Genomic DNA, 14,935 nt, shown 5'->3' with positions numbered 1-14,935 from the left:
CGCCCGCCAGTTCCATCCTCTCTTCGCTCGGCTGACGGGGACACATCCCTCAAGCAGCACAGTTGGTCGAATGGTCCCGGGGGCCACGGCATGTAAATGACGCCTCGAATCCCACCCACAAGCACCTCGTCATCCTCACGGCCCTTGAGAATAACGCCGCTGGCGAACACGGAATGACGCAGTCGGCACATTGCTTGATAGCGCAAAGGGTAAATGAGCACCGTTCGACAAGTAGTGCAGCCAGCGTGATCACGCCTTCTCAAGTACTTCGAACAATATCGAGATATAGCCTTACGCCGTGCGGCTACCATTGTGACTTTCCGAGACGGCCAAACGATGAATAGAAGAATTGCGGTTGTGGGTGACAGCCTTTCAAGCGGAGGAACAATTAGCCCATACAGCGGGCCACCATTCCTAGTCCACGGGCATCAAGCAGCCTTGATTGGCGGCAGTGCGTTCTGCACTGCATGTCAAAGCACCGGCGTCATCGCAAAGGCCGGCGGGCCATATCGACTCAAGTTTCAGGGAGAAGTCGCACTAGACCGCGATATTGTCCTGTGCGGCTGTTCGACTCCGCCGAGCATCGTTGCTTTGCTTGCCGGTGAAGCACGGCGTGATGATCGGCTAAAGGGTCTCGGGGAGGTCGCTTCGGGCCGAACGACAACGGGCCGCGTCGTGTCGATCAAGCAAGGCGAATTTGATGAGCAGGTCGAGGCGAAGTGTAGCGGCAGTACTGCCCAGGGGCCCACGGGTTACCCCTATTACATCGAGACGGCAGACGGCCGCATCCATTCCGGCGTGCTCGATGCAAACGGCGAGCCACCGCGCGTCCACACCGGCGACGGACCCCGAGACTACACCGTCTACTGGGAAGACGAAGCAATTGCAAAAAGACACAACGGGGTGAGCTATGCCTAATCCATCTACGAAGGTCCGCACGAACGACACGCCAAAATCGAAGAAATCTGTACAGCTTCGAGTGCTGTCCTTTCAAGAGCTTTGGAACGCGTACCCGAAGAAAGACCCCTACGACGACCCCACTGGCGAATATGAGAATCAATGCGCCATTCGCATGAGCGTCACGTTTCACAGCATCGGAAGCGACATGAAGTCGTTTTCACAAAATGTGTTGAAGCCGATGCCGGGAAAGAAGATGCTAGGCCGTCTGATGCTTGGTGGCAAAGCGACAGCGACACGCGCGTACGAGCTGGCTGAATGGTTAAAGCTTCGCCCGTTCCTTGGGCTTGGCAAACCTGACAACATCACTGGTCCAGATTGGCAAACCAAGATAAGAAACCGAACCGGTATCATCTACTTTTTCGGCTACTGGCGACAGGATGGCGATTCCGCCGACACACTCAGCGGCGGTCATATCGACCTGTGGAACAAGGACACACTTACCCCATCCGTCGTGAGTTTCTTACGCTTCCGCATTGGCATGTCGCAATTCCGAAACCCACTGACAAACAACAGTTGGTTCTCCGACCTGGCCAATTCCAAAGAAATCCTATTCTGGGAAGTGAAATGAAACGTATGGCGCTCGCTATACTAGGGTTCGCGTGGGGCTTGCTCGTCACATGGGTGACCATCTACGCCCTCAATCACATCCGTTGGCCTGCGGTGAAGTCACATACAGCGGGTTGCAACGACATGGAACACTGCACATCGCATGCGAAGTTCCTGTGGGGCATGTTCGCCATGCTGTTATGGCCCGCTGTCACATGCGCGATATTAAACGCGGTAGCATATAAACGATGGTCGGGACGTCGTTGGGGAGGAGCATTTTTCGTTGTAACGTTGCTCGCCGCGCTGTTCTATTGCAAGCCATACGTCGCACCCTACTTAGGTCTTGCCGACTAACCCCTATCGCTGCTCTTGGGGATCAGATGTGCGCCGTCGTCGTCCATTTGTCGCACGCCTCCTGGCAAGGCCACAGCAAGCACCCTCATCTTGCGACTTGAAGCACCTTGCAGCCGAGCGAAGCGAGGATGGAGCTCGCGGGCGGTATACCGCTCCGTCGGGTGGTGCGACGAGTCAGAACCATTGCTCGAACCACTCCGGTTTCCTGACTGGCGCGGACACTTAGGCGAGGGCCACTTTGTTGACCACGGCACCGGGAGGTCATGCGTTTTCACAGCGCCTTTCTTTTGGTTACTTTTCTTTGGCAAGACAAAGAAAAGTAACCGCCGCCCCGCGCAGGGGCGACGCCAATAGACCGACACGATCACAGGTGCTTCACGAAGAACGGCGAGCAACCCACGAGAATCAATCCTTCCCCCCACGCTCGACCAACGCGCCCCCGCGAGGCTCGCTCCCGGTTTGCTTTTCGAGCCAGGCTCGCCGGTCCTCGCGTGGCGTCACGCCGAACCGCTCCCGATAGGCATTGGAAAAATGCGCGGCAGAAGAAAACCCACAAGCGAGACTGACCTGCACGACCGATTTGCTCGTGCGCTGCAACTGCGTCCTTGCCTTGAGCAACCGGAGATTGAGGTAATACTTGGAGGGCATCGCCCCGAGATACTGCCGAAAGAGCCTTTCGAGCTGCCGCCGCGACACGCCCACGAGCCCGGCGATCTCGTCGGTCGTCAAGGGATCCTCGACATTGGCTTCCATCAAAAGCAACGCATCGTTCAGCCGAGGATGCCGCTCGCCCGGCGCAGTTACGAAAGGAATCCGCTGCCGCTCCTCGCCGCTGCGCAGCGTGCCGGCCCCGAGTGCATCGGCAATCCGCTCACCGAGATCGGGCCCATGTTCCCGGCCGATCATGGCCAGCATGAAATCCACGGTAGCCTGCCCACCCGCGCACGTCGCGCGGTCCCGATCGATCTCGAAGATCTGCTGCGTGACGATCGACCTCTCGAACTGCTCGGCGAACTGCTGATACGTCTCCCAGTTCACGCTCACGCGATATCCGGAAAGCTGTCCGGCCATCGCAAGCCACCACACACCGTGATGAATGCCGGTCACGACCGGCGTCCGCTGCCCGACCCGCGCGAGACTCGCGAGAAACAACCGGTAGTCGGCAAACTGCTGAAACCGCTCCGACACGACGATCAGCCAGTCGCACGCGATCGCATCGTTGAACGCCGCATCGGCATGCCACTGCGCCCCGCCGACGAGCGGCACCGGCCGCCCGTCCCACGAACACACCTGCCAGCGATACAGCAAGCGCCCGTCGATCTCGTTCGCGAGATGCAACGCATCGACGATCGGACCCACGCCCGACATCGACACGGGCGGCAATGCAACGATCACCACCTGCGTCGTGCGGGTGGCGCCTGCGGGACGAGACACCGGTACCACGTATGAAACCCGCCCTTCGCGTTACTTGAGACTGCCCGACAGGAACTGCTTCAGACGCTCGCTCTGCGGACGCACCAGCACCTCCTTCGGATCACCCTCTTCCTCGGTCCGCCCCTGATGCAGGAACATCACGTGGTTCGACACGTTGCGCGCGAAACCCATCTCGTGCGTGACGACGATCATCGTGCGGCCTTCCTCGGCCAGCTTCTGCATCACCTTCAGCACTTCGCCGACCAGTTCCGGGTCGAGCGCCGAGGTCGGCTCGTCGAACAGCATCACGTCGGGATGCATCGCCAGCGCACGCGCGATCGCGACACGCTGCTGCTGGCCGCCCGACAAATGCGACGGATACTGCTTCTCGACGCGCGGCGCGAGGCCGACTTTCTCCAGATACTCGCGCGCACGCTCCTCGGCTTCCTTCTTCGAAATGCCGAGCACGTGCACCGGCGCTTCCATCACGTTCTCGAGCACGTTCATGTGCGCCCACAGATTGAAGTGCTGGAACACCATCGCGAGCTTCGTGCGGATGCGCTGCAATTGCTTGTGATCGGCAACCTCGAGCGCGCCGGCGCGGTCGGTCTTCGTGCGCACTGCCTCGCCGTCGACGACGATCTGCCCCGCATTCGGCCGCTCGAGAAAATTGATGCAGCGCAGGAACGTGCTCTTGCCCGAACCGCTCGCACCGATGATGCTGATGACGTCGCCCGCCTTCGCGTTCAACGACACGCCCTTGAGCACCTCGTTGTCGCCGTAGCGCTTGTGAATGTCGACCGCTGCAAGCTTGACGGAAGCGGACGCGCTCGTTTGAGTGATCTCGGCCAACTGGCTCTCCTCGAAGTGAAATCAATGACGGCCGGCCGCGAGATACGCGAGCCAGTGGCGCTCCGCCCGGCGAAATGCCGCGACGAGTGCGAACGATACCGCAAGATAGATCAGCGCGGCGATTCCGAACGACTGGAACGCCATGTAGGTCGCGGAATTGGCGTCGCGCGCGACCTTCAGGATGTCGGGCACGGTCGCCGTGAACGCGACGGTGGTCGCGTGCAGCATCAGGATCACCTCGTTGCTGTACAGCGGCAGCGCGCGGCGCAGCGCCGACGGCAGGATCACCCGGCGGTACATCGTGAACGGGGACATCCCGTAAGCACGCGCTGCCTCGACCTCGCCGTGCGGAATCGCGCGAATCGCGCCGGCGAAGATCTCGGTCGTGTACGCGCAGGTGTTCAGCGCGAACGCGAGGATCGCGCAATTGAAGCCGCTGCGGAAAAACGCGTCGAGCAGCGAGTGCGACCGCACGAACTCGAGGCTGTACATGCCCGTGTACATCAGCAGCAGTTGCACGTAGAGCGGCGTGCCGCGGAACACGTACGTGTAAAACCGCACCGGCATCGAAAGCCACTTCTTCTTCGATACGCGCGCGACCGCGAGCGGCACTGCGCACACGAAGCCGAGCGAAATCGACGCGACGAGCAGCCACAACGTCACCGCAAGGCCGGAGAGGCGCTGGCCGTCCCAGTAAAGGAACGCCTGGCCGAATTCCTGGAGAATCTCGATCATAGTTCTGCGTGCCGCACGCCCATGGAATAACGCTTCTCGAGCTGGATCAGCACGAGGTTGGAAACGGTCGTGATCGCGAGGTAGATCAGCGCCGCGACGAGGATGAAGAAGAACATGTTGAACGTGCTCTTGCCGGCGTCCTGCGCGGCCTTCACGACGTCCGCGAGACCGATGATCGACACCAGCGCGGTCGCCTTCACAAGCACCTGCCAGTTGTTGCCGATGCCCGGCAACGCGAAACGCATCATCTGCGGAAACATGATCCGCACGAACACGCGCATGCCGCTCATCCCGTACGCCGCGCCGGCCTCGAGCTGGCCGCGCGGCACCGACAGGAACGCACCGCGGAACGTCTCGGTGAAGTACGCGCCGTAGATGAAGCCGAGCGTCAGCACGCCGGCGACGAACGGGTCGATGTCGATCTGGTCCCAGCCGACGAGGTCGGTGAACTGGTTCAGCCAGATCTGGATGCTGTAGAACAGCAGCAGCATCAGGACGAGATCGGGCACCGAGCGGATGAGCGTCGTATAACCGGTCGCGATCGCTCGCAGCACCCGGTTGTGCGACAGCTTCGCCACCGCGCCGATCAGCCCCAGCGCCACCGCGGCGGCGAGCGACAGCACCGACAGTTCGATGGTCTGCACGGTGCCGGCCCATAGAACAGGACCAAAGCCGTAAAGGAACACGCGCGTCTCCAGTGTTGATATGAACACCGGCGCGCATACCTTTCCGCGCCGGGCTGACGCGGATAGTCGCAAGCGAAATTGATTGCCTCAAATCACCGTGCACGCGATTGCTGCGCCGCAGCAATTCGTCCCACCATTTGCGGGCACGGCCTACGCTACTGTTTCAAAAGGAAAAAAGCCGCTTCCTGACAGTCGGATGACACGCAGGGAAGCGGACTTTTTGCAATTTTCCGGTCGCTTTTTCGATATAGCGCCGCAGCCGGTTTCACCGCCCCTTCAGGATGTCGGAGCGCGAAGTCGTATAGACAAGCCCGTCCGGGCCGAAATGAACGTTAAAGAATGCGTCGGTGTTCACGCCGTCCTCGAGCCAGCGCCAGCTCCACACCGTCTCGGGCTTCAGCGGGTATTGCGCGATGTCGCCCGGCTTGCCGAGCAGGCGCCGCACCTCGTCCTCGGTCATCCCGGGACGCACCTTCGCGAAATTCTCGGCGGTCAGCACCTGCGTCGCGCCCGTGTAGTGCCCGCTCGCGTCGAGGTCGACGAACCAGGTCTGGTTGCCCATCGGGCCGCGCGGATATTCGAGGCGCTTCGAGCCGTCGGTGAAGGCGCGCTCGGTCTCGGGCTTGCCCATCGTGGCGCGCACGTCGGCTTCGGTCGATACGCCGGCCTTCAGCCCCTTGAGCAGCAACGGTGCCGGCTTGATCGCGTTGAAAAAGTCCCTGATGCGTTGCACGTCGAAATTGCCTTGCTTGTCGTCGCAGCCGGTCAGCGCCAGCGCGGCGGCCAGCATCGTCACGGGAAGAAGCCGGAAACGGAAAATCATCAGAAGAAATGCGCGTCGAGAAAACACGCGGCAAGGATACCCGCGCGACGCCAAAAGCGCGAGACGGGCGCGCGGCCCGTCTCGTGTTCAATGCATCGTTTCGGTTTCCACCTCGGCCTCGCGGCTCGCCTGCGCCGCGCGCGCCCCGGCCGGCGCGGCGTTGATCCGGCGGCGCGTGCGCACCAGTTCGGCCAGCTGCCACGAACCGAGCGCCAGGCAGCCGAACAGCACCTCGCGGCCGCGCTTGACCAGCGCGAGCGACAGCGCCGTCTCGCGATCGACGCCGAACATCTGCGCGAGCAGCACGACAGTCGCCTCCTGCACGCCGAGACCGCCCGGCACCATGAACGCCGCATGCCGCACGGCCTGCGTCATCGCCTCGATGGCGATCGCGCCGCCGATCGATACCGGATGGCCGAGCAGCGCGAGCGCCCAGTAAATTTCGAGCGCGCCAAGCACATAGCCGGACAGCTGCCAGAAAAACGCGCTGAACAGCAGGCCGGTGCGCGACATCAGGCCATCGATGTCGGCATCGAGCCGCTTGCCGTCGACGCCCTGCAGCAACCGGTGCGAATCGCCGAGCAGACGCCCCGCGAATCGCTCGATCGCGTGGAAGATTCCGCCGCGCCGCATCAGCACGACGCCGAGCACCGGCAGCGGCAGCGTCAGCAGCAGCGCGAGGCCGATCGTGCCGCCGCCCATGTCGTGCGTCGTCGCGAGCAGCAGCACGAGGCCGAGCGCGGCGAACGCATACTGGACGACGATCGTCACCAGCACCTCGACGATCACCGACGCGGTCACGCGGCTCGCATCGGGCACCTGCCAGCGCGCCATCCGGATCCCGACCAGCTCGCCGCCGATCCCGACCACCGGCAGCAGCCGGTTCACGGCTTCGCGCACGGTCGCGACCCACCAGAGGAACGACAGCGGCGCGCGCCGGTCGAGCAGCTGGTGCCACGCATACGCGTCGAGCAGCAGCGGCAGCGCGTGGAACGGCACGAGCCACAGCAGCGCGAAACCGGCGCGCTCGAGCATCTGGGTCACGTCGCCGATGCCTTCGTGCAACCCGAGCGCGAGGAGGATGCCGATGCCGAGCGGCCAGCCGAGCCATTTGATCCACTTGGTCATGACGGCTGCGCTCCCGGTGCGCGCGACGATTGCGCGCCGCGCCGCACCGCGGGCTGGCCGAATACGTCGGCAAAACCGCCGGTCGCGACGCCCGCAGCCTTCAGCGCGGCCGCGACGCGCGGAGACAGCAGCGCGTCCAGTTCGTCGACCGGACGGTAATCGGCCATCGTCGGCGTGATCGGGCCGTCGCCCGCTTCCGCCGGATGACAGTAGATCTCGCCGACTCCGGGCGGCAGCTTGGCCAGCGCGTCGAGCAGCACGGCTTCGTCCATCGCGCCCGTATGCTCGATCCCGACCACATAGTCGTTATGTGCGAGCCCCGCGCGGTCGAGCCGCGCGCGCACCAGCGCGATCCACGGCTTGAGCAGCGCGGGCGCGCTCGTTTCGTACGGCAGCCGCACCGCGCGCAGCCCGTAGTCGCGGCCGATCTCGATGATCATCGACAGCACGGTCGGATGCAGGTGGAAATGCTTGTGCGCGTTCACGTGGTCGAGCGGCAGGCCGCTCGCCGCAAAAACTTCGAACTGCGCGCGAATCTCGCGGCGCAGCTGCGCACGCACGTGCGGCAGGAAGAAGAAGCGGCAGCCGTCCTTCGCCATCGCGTCGCCGAACCGCCCGTCGGGGCCGACGAGCGCGGGGATCTCATGCGCGGGCAGCGTGGCCGGCCCGTCCGCGAGGACCAGATGCAGGCCGACCGCGAGCGACGGCAGGCGCCGCGCGCGTTCGATCGCATCCTGCGCCGCGGGCGCACCGACCATCAGGCTCGCGGCGTTCAGCACGCCGTCGCGATGCGCGCGCTCGACCGCCGCGTTGACGCGCGGGTGCAGCCCGAAGTCGTCCGCGGTGAAGATCAGCGCCCGCGCCGCCCGCTGCGTCGTCACGAATCAGGCCTCGTGCGCGCGCAGGAAGCGGAAGAACTCGACGCCTTCGCGCAGCCGGCGCTTCATCATGTCCCAGCTCGTCAGCATTTCGCGGACGATCTCCCAGATCTTCGACGGACGGAAGTAGAACTGGCGATAGAACTGCTCGAGGTGGTGATAGATCTCGTCGCGCGACAGGTGCGCATAGCCGATCGCCGCCAGCTGCACGCCCTCCTTGCTCACCAGGTTGATGGTCTTGTTCTCTTCCATCCAGCCGTTCTCCACGGCCTGCTTGTAGAGCGTCGTGCCCGGATACGGCGCGGCGAGCGATACCTGGATCGTATGCGGATTGATTTCCTTCGCGTACTCGATCGTCTTCTTGATGGTTTCCTGAGTCTCGCCCGGCAGGCCGAGAATGAAGGTGCCGTGGATCTTGATGCCGAGCTTCTTGCAGTCCGCGCTGAAGCGGCGCGCGAAATCGGTGCGCACGCCCTTCTTGATGTTCACGAGGATCTGGTCGTCGCCGGATTCGAAGCCGACCAGCAGCAGGCGCAGGCCGTTTTCCTTCATGACCTTGAGCGTCTTGTACGGCACGTTCGCCTTCGCGTTGCACGACCACGTCATGCCGAGCTTGCCCAGACCGATAGCGATGGCTTCGGCGCGCGGCAGGTCGTCGGTGAAGGTGTCGTCGTCGAACATCAGTTCCTTCACTTCCGGCATGTTGTCGCGGATCCACTTCGCTTCGGCGAGCACGTTCTCGACCGAGCGCGTGCGGTAGCGATGGCCGCTGACCGTCTGCGGCCACAGGCAGAACGTGCAGCGCGACTTGCAGCCGCGGCCCGTATAGATCGACACGTACGGGTAGTTCAGGTAGCCGATGAAGTAGTTGTCGATCTTCAGGTCGCGCTTGTAGACGGGCGCGACGAACGGCAGTTCGTCCATGTTCTCGAGGATCGGACGCGCTTCGTTGTGCTCGATCGAGCCGTCCTTCGCGCGCCAGCTCAAGCCCTTGATCTCGGGGAACGGCTTGCCTTCGGCGATTTCCTTGCAGGTGTAGTCGAATTCCTCGCGGCACACGAAGTCGATCGCCTCGCTCGCCGTGAGCGAATTGTGCGGATCGACCATCACCTTCGCGCCCACCATGCCGACCAGCATCGACGGCTTCATCTTCTTCAGATCCTGCGCGAACATCGCGTCGGTCGGGAAGGACGGCGTGCTCGTGTGGATGATCACGAGATCGTAGTCGTTGGCGATCTTCAGCGTCTCTTCGACCGACAGGCCGTCGGCCGGCGCGTCGACGACGCGGCTGCCCGGCACGAGCGCCGCCGGCTGCGCGAGCCACGTCGGGTACCAGAAGGAACGGATTTCGCGCTTCGCCTGGTAGCGCGAACCGGCTCCGCCGTCGAAGCCGTCATACGAAGGGGCCTGCAAGAACAGCGTTTTCATGAATGCTCCGGTAGCCTGCATAGTTCGATTCGTTTTCAACGATTCAGTCAATCAACCGCGGGCCGCCCTGCCGGCGCCCGCCTCTCTGTCATGTCGCGTCGCGCGGGCGTTGCCGCGCGGCGCGTCTCGGCCTTCGGGCCGGATTCGATCGGGACCGCACGCATGGCCGGCTCCCTCGGGGAACGCACCTCAGCGGCCGTCCCCACCTTCCACTGCCGCCGTCGCGCGTTCGCCGCCGACGACCGTCATCCTCGCGCCACGCCATACGACGTGCGTGCCGAACGCGGCCGCGAGCCATTCGAGCGCGAGCAGCGTGTCGCGCACCGCGACGAGCGGGAGATCGCGCCAGAAGGCGCACCAGCCGTCCTCGCCGCGCGCGTGCAGCACGAGCCGCCCGAACGCACCGACGACGGCCGCGCCACCCGCCAGCGTCCCGGCGACGGTGCCGTCGAGGCGCAGTGCCAGTGCCGCGCCGATCGCGAGCCACGGCGCGGTAAACGTGATGAACAGGAACGCGAAGCCGGCCGGATTCAGCGAACGGATCGTGCGCAGCCAGCGCGTCTCGCGGTGCCAGAGCGGCCCGAACGACGGCTCGATCACGTCGGTCGCGACCTCGACCTCGGACAGCACGGTGCGCCGCCCGAGGCGACGCGGCAGCTCGGCAAGCCAGAAATCGTCGGCCAGTTCGTCCTTCAACGCGATGAAGCCGCCGATCCGGGCGAGCGTGTCGCGCGTCAGCGCGAGCGTCGCGCCGAAGCCGAAGCGGCTCGAGCGGCCGAGGTGCGTGATCCGTACCGACGGCGCGAACCAGGCATCGACGAACTGCGCGCCGATCCGCGTCCAGAACCCGCCGACGCTGCGCGCATGATACAGGCACGTGACGACCCCGACCGACGCGTCGGCGAGCGGCGCCGTCACGCGCTCCAGATAATCCGGCTTCACCGCGATGTCGCTGTCCGCGATCACGATGCGGCCGTACTTCGCCCGCTCGGCCAGATTGATCAGATTGCTGACCTTCAGGTTCTTGCCGTGCACGCGCGCGTCAATCACGAGCGTGATGTCGCATTCCGGATAATCGGCGCGCAGCCGCTCCACCACGGCGATGGCCGGATCAGCCGCCGAAGCGACCCCGAACAGCACTTCATGGCGCGGGTGGCGCTGCTCGCAGAACGTCGCGAGGTTCTCGTACAGGTGCGGCTCCGCGCCGCACAGCGGTTTGAGCACACTGACTGGCTCGAAGCCGTCGCGCGCGGCGGTGCGCGGCGTGCGCGGCTGCGGCGCGAACGCGGCGACGAGCGCGTAGCCAGCCGCGGCCAGCGTGAACACGGTCAGGAGCCAGTCCAGCAGCGTGACGGCCGGCGTCATGCGCGATGCCCTCCGGCAACGCGCGCGCCCTGCCGAACGATCGAACCGGGTTGAACGTGATTGGATATTCCGACAGCAACGAACGCGGGCACGACCCGACTCCTTGTTCCAGCAGCGTCTGTGTAATGGGGAGGCACGGCCCATTCCCCGAAGGCGGCCATGCCCGGCTTCGCGTGGCACATCCTCGCGCGATGCCCGGACGGGATGCGGGAAGATTCGAATGGCTACCATCGGCACAACATGGGCAAGCGCCGGATTTTATCAGCCCGCGCCGACGTGCGCTCGGACGCCTCGCGTAACGGACTGGTGCGATTTCGGCAAAGCTGTGCGACGGGGGAACCATTCTGGTGCCACCCCGTTCACGTTAGCGTAAGCGCTTTGCAGGCATATTGCAGTCTTGAAAATCAAACGTTTCGTGGAAATTTGTACGTCGATGCGAAGACACGCGCAATCGCGGTAAAGATCGGTAATTATTTGGTGATTGGGTCCATTTTTGCAACAATCACCAGACCTTACCTTGCACCCCTGAAAGGCGCATGGGTATCCGCGCGTCGCCAGCGCGTTCCGGAACCCTTTGGCAAAATCGTCGCCATCTGTTGCGCATGCGCATCACCGCGCCCCTCCCTTTCGAAGGCCACCCGATGATTCCGTTTTCCGTACTCGATCTCGCTCCCATTCCCGCCGGCGCAGACGCTGCCCAGGCGTTCCGCAACACCGTCGATCTCGCACAGCACGCGGAGCGCCTCGGTTATCGGCGCTACTGGCTCGCCGAACATCACAACATGCCCGGAATCGCGAGCGCGGCGACCGCCGTCGTGATCGGTCACGTGGCGGGCGCGACGAAGACGATCCGTGTCGGCTCGGGCGGGATCATGCTGCCGAACCATGCGCCGCTCGTGATCGCCGAGCAGTTCGGCACGCTCGCGTCGCTGTATCCGGGGCGCATCGACCTCGGGCTCGGCCGCGCGCCCGGCACCGACCAGACCACGTCGCGCGCGCTGCGCCGCGACCTGATCGGCAGCGCCGACTCGTTTCCGGACGACGTCGCCGAGCTGCAGCGCTACTTCGCGGAGCCGGTGCCCGGCCAGCGCGTGCGCGCGGTGCCCGGCGCGGGGCTGGACGTGCCCGTGTGGCTGCTGGGTTCGAGCCTCTTCAGCGCGCAGCTCGCCGCGATGCTCGGGCTGCCGTTCGCGTTCGCGTCGCACTTCGCGCCGGACTATCTGATGCGTGCGCTCGAGCTGTATCGCGGGCAGTACCGGCCGTCGGCCGCATGGCCGAAGCCGCATGCGATGGTCGGGGTCAACGTGTTCGCGGCCGATACCGATGACGAGGCCCGGCGCCTCTTCACGTCGCTGCAGCAGCAGTTCATCAACCTGCGCCGCGGCACGCCGGGCAAGCTGCCGCCGCCCGTCGACGCGCTCGAGGCGAGCGAGTTCGAACTCGCGAACGTCGCGCACGCGCTGTCGTTCGCGGCCGTCGGCTCGCGCGACACGGTGCGCGACAAGCTGCGCGACCGGATCGCGCAGACGGGCGCGGACGAGGTCATCATCACCGCGCAGATCTACGATCACGCCGCACGGGTGCGCTCGTTCGAACTGGCGGCACAGATCCGCGACGAACTCGCGAACGAAACCTGCTGACCGGGCGGGTGCGCCCGCGCACGCGTCATTGCGGCGGGTGCACCGCCTCCATCCCTTCGAGCAGCGCCTTGTGGAAGGCGTCCGGGTCCTGGATCTGCGGCGCGTGCCCGAGCGCCGGGAATTCGACGAGCTGCGCGCCGGGAATCGCCGCCTGCGTGCGTTTCGCGAGTTCCGGGTAACGACCGAGCTTCGCGTGCACGTCGGGCGGCGCCACGTCCTTGCCGATCGCGGTCGTGTCCTTGTCGCCGATCAGCAGCAGCGTCGGCACGCGGATCGCGCCGAGTTCGTAGACCACCGGCTGCGTGAGGATCATGTCGTAGATCAGCGCGGAGTTCCACGCGACCGCGTCGCGGCCCGGGCCGCGATACATGCCGGCGAGCATCTGCACCCAGCGCTCGTAGGACGGTGCCCACTTGCCCGCGTAGTAGGTCGCCTGCTCGTAGCGGCGGATGCCGTCCGCCGTCGTCTTCTGCTCGCGTGCATACCAGTAGTCGACCGACAGCGGCGGCACGCCGAGCGCCTTCCAGTCCTCGAGGCCGATCGGGTTCACCAGCACGAGCTGCTCGGTCGCCTTCGGGTACGTCAGCGCGTAGCGCATCGCGAGCATCCCGCCCGTCGAATGTCCGACGATCGTCGCCGACTTCACGCCGATCGACTCGAGCAGCGCATGCGTGTTGCGCGCGAGCTGCTGGAAGCTGAACTGGTAGCGCTCGGGCTTCGACGATTTGCAGAAGCCGATCTGGTCCGGCGCGATCACGCGATAGCCGGCGCGGCTCAGCACGCCGATCGTGTCCTCCCACGTCGCCGCGCAGAAGTTCTTCCCGTGCAGCAGCACGACGGTGCGGCCGTTCGGGTGCGCCGGCCGCACGTCCATGTACATCATCTCGAGGGTTTCGCGCTGGGACACGAACGCGTAGCGGTGCACCGGCTCCGGATAGGCGAAGCCTTCCAGGCGGGGGCCATACGCGGGCCCGTCGTTACCGGCAGGCGCCGGGACGGCGGCCGCGGCTGGCGTCGCGCATGCGGCAGCGACACCCGCGCCGAGCACGGCGGCACGCGCGAGGGACAACATCTTGCAAATCGAGGGCATGGCGATCACGGTAATGGGAAATGCACGCGGGCAACCAGGCGGCCCCGCGCACCGCGATTCTACGCGGTCGGGCTGACGACGGCGCGCAACACTCGATGACTGCGCGGCTTCCGCGCACGCGACGATCTCGGGTATCGTGTGACGTGACCCTGAAACGCCTGCAGGCGAACGCTCATGAAAAACGTCCTCAGCATTCAGTCGCACGTCATCTACGGACACGCCGGCAACAGCGCGGCCGTGTTCCCGATGCAGCGCCTCGGCGTCAACGTCTGGCCGCTCAACACCGTCCAGCTGTCGAATCACATGCAGTACGGCCACTGGGCCGGCAGCGCGATCGATGCCGCGAAGATGGAGCAGCTCGTCGACGGCGTCGCCGCGATCGGCGCGCTCAAGCGCTGCGACGCGGTGCTGTCCGGCTTCGTCGGCTCGCCCGCGCAGGCGCGCGCGACGGTCGAAATCGTGCGCACGGTGAAGGCGATGAACCCGAACGCGTGGTACTTCTGCGATCCGGCGCTGGGCCAGACGGGCGGCATCCGCCCCGAACCCGGCGTCGAGGAATTCATCGTCCAGGAGATGCCAGCGCTCGCGGACGGCATGTCGCCGAACCACACCGAGCTGCAGAAGCTCGCCGGGCGGCGCATCGAGACCGTCGCCGAAGCCGTCGATGCCTGCCGCGCGCTGATCCGCCGCGGCCCGAAGATCATCCTCGTCAAGCACCTGCACGACCGCAACAGCCCGGCCGACCGCTTCAACATGCTCGCCGTCACCGAGACCGAGGCGTGGATCGGCCAGCGCCCGCTGTATGCGTTTCCGCGCCATCCGGTCGGCGTCGGCGACCTCACCAGCGCCATCTTCGTCGCACGCCGGCTGCGCGGCGACTCGGTGCGCGCCGCGTTCGAGCACACGCTCGCGGCCGTGCACGCGGTCGTGAAGGCGACCTACGACGCGCGCCGCTACGAGCTCGAACTCGTCGCCGCGCAGGATGAAATCGCCCGCCCGAGCGAATGGTTCGGTGCGTGGGTGACGGACGCCTGACG

Annotated in this window: 14 protein-coding genes; 4 read left to right on the top strand and 10 right to left on the bottom strand. The window is 65.0% G+C overall.

Translation table 11 applies throughout. The annotated features are described in order from the left end of the window. The first annotated feature begins 336 nt into the window (after window positions 1-336). Window positions 337-918, top strand: a complete 582-nt coding sequence (locus ACT2FV_RS22640) for a PAAR domain-containing protein (protein ID WP_151048765.1) — start codon at window positions 337-339, stop codon at window positions 916-918. Continuing rightward, on the top strand, window positions 911-1,528 hold the full coding sequence (locus tag ACT2FV_RS22635) for a type VI secretion system amidase effector protein Tae4 (protein ID WP_151048766.1): 618 nt from the start codon (window positions 911-913) through the stop codon (window positions 1,526-1,528). Before ACT2FV_RS22640 ends, ACT2FV_RS22635 begins: the two co-directional genes overlap by 8 nt. A 737-nt stretch (window positions 1,529-2,265) precedes the next feature. On the opposite strand, the gene ACT2FV_RS22630 is transcribed toward ACT2FV_RS22635, so the two are convergent. The 9 genes from ACT2FV_RS22630 to hpnI form a co-directional block, all read right to left on the bottom strand. Then, window positions 2,266-3,303, bottom strand: coding sequence for a GlxA family transcriptional regulator (locus ACT2FV_RS22630; protein WP_124623265.1), 1,038 nt, complete (start codon window positions 3,301-3,303; stop codon window positions 2,266-2,268). Between the two features lie 21 nt (window positions 3,304-3,324). Then, a complete protein-coding gene (locus tag ACT2FV_RS22625; RefSeq protein ID WP_124611256.1) occupies window positions 3,325-4,125 on the bottom strand; it encodes an ABC transporter ATP-binding protein in 801 nt (266 codons plus the stop codon). A 21-nt stretch (window positions 4,126-4,146) separates the two neighbouring features. After that, window positions 4,147-4,860, bottom strand: coding sequence for an ABC transporter permease (locus tag ACT2FV_RS22620; protein WP_059447650.1), 714 nt, complete (start codon window positions 4,858-4,860; stop codon window positions 4,147-4,149). Further along, window positions 4,857-5,546, bottom strand: a complete 690-nt coding sequence (locus ACT2FV_RS22615) for an ABC transporter permease (protein ID WP_059523652.1) — start codon at window positions 5,544-5,546, stop codon at window positions 4,857-4,859. The genes ACT2FV_RS22620 and ACT2FV_RS22615 overlap by 4 nt, the downstream gene beginning before the upstream one ends. 265 nt (window positions 5,547-5,811) lie before the next feature. Continuing rightward, window positions 5,812-6,369, bottom strand: coding sequence for a hypothetical protein (locus tag ACT2FV_RS22610; protein WP_059599148.1), 558 nt, complete (start codon window positions 6,367-6,369; stop codon window positions 5,812-5,814). Between the two features lie 87 nt (window positions 6,370-6,456). Then, window positions 6,457-7,497, bottom strand: a complete 1,041-nt coding sequence (locus ACT2FV_RS22605) for a lysylphosphatidylglycerol synthase domain-containing protein (RefSeq protein ID WP_444504827.1) — start codon at window positions 7,495-7,497, stop codon at window positions 6,457-6,459. Further along, a complete protein-coding gene (hpnK, locus tag ACT2FV_RS22600; RefSeq protein ID WP_059599146.1) occupies window positions 7,494-8,378 on the bottom strand; it encodes a hopanoid biosynthesis-associated protein HpnK in 885 nt (294 codons plus the stop codon). The genes ACT2FV_RS22605 and hpnK overlap by 4 nt, the downstream gene beginning before the upstream one ends. Before the next feature lie 3 nt (window positions 8,379-8,381). Continuing rightward, window positions 8,382-9,824 carry a hopanoid biosynthesis associated radical SAM protein HpnJ gene (gene hpnJ / locus ACT2FV_RS22595; RefSeq protein WP_306426965.1) on the bottom strand — a complete coding sequence of 481 codons (1,443 nt, stop codon included), beginning with the start codon at window positions 9,822-9,824 and terminating at the stop codon, window positions 8,382-8,384. Between the two features lie 168 nt (window positions 9,825-9,992). Continuing rightward, complete coding sequence (hpnI, locus tag ACT2FV_RS22590; protein WP_059599145.1) at window positions 9,993-11,168, bottom strand: bacteriohopanetetrol glucosamine biosynthesis glycosyltransferase HpnI; 1,176 nt, start codon at window positions 11,166-11,168, stop codon at window positions 9,993-9,995. A 641-nt stretch (window positions 11,169-11,809) separates the two neighbouring features. Between hpnI and ACT2FV_RS22585 the strand changes: the two genes are divergently transcribed. Beyond that, window positions 11,810-12,808 (top strand): LLM class flavin-dependent oxidoreductase, encoded by a 999-nt coding sequence (locus tag ACT2FV_RS22585; protein WP_124623271.1) that lies wholly within the window; start codon window positions 11,810-11,812, stop codon window positions 12,806-12,808. Between the two features lie 25 nt (window positions 12,809-12,833). On the opposite strand, the gene ACT2FV_RS22580 is transcribed toward ACT2FV_RS22585, so the two are convergent. Beyond that, on the bottom strand, window positions 12,834-13,898 hold the full coding sequence (locus tag ACT2FV_RS22580) for an alpha/beta fold hydrolase (protein WP_124623273.1): 1,065 nt from the start codon (window positions 13,896-13,898) through the stop codon (window positions 12,834-12,836). A gap of 174 nt (window positions 13,899-14,072) precedes the next feature. Here ACT2FV_RS22580 and pdxY point away from each other — a divergent pair, with 174 nt between their 5' ends. After that, window positions 14,073-14,933 carry a pyridoxal kinase PdxY gene (pdxY, locus tag ACT2FV_RS22575; RefSeq protein WP_059523664.1) on the top strand — a complete coding sequence of 287 codons (861 nt, stop codon included), beginning with the start codon at window positions 14,073-14,075 and terminating at the stop codon, window positions 14,931-14,933. Window positions 14,934-14,935 lie beyond the last annotated feature (2 nt).

The organism is Burkholderia sp. PR2 (assembly GCF_052372875.1).
In the GTDB taxonomy this organism is placed as follows: Bacteria; Pseudomonadota; Gammaproteobacteria; order Burkholderiales; family Burkholderiaceae; genus Burkholderia; species Burkholderia diffusa.
The sequence above is the reverse complement of the archived record's forward strand: the minus strand, read 5'-3'. Positions and strand labels throughout refer to the sequence as shown.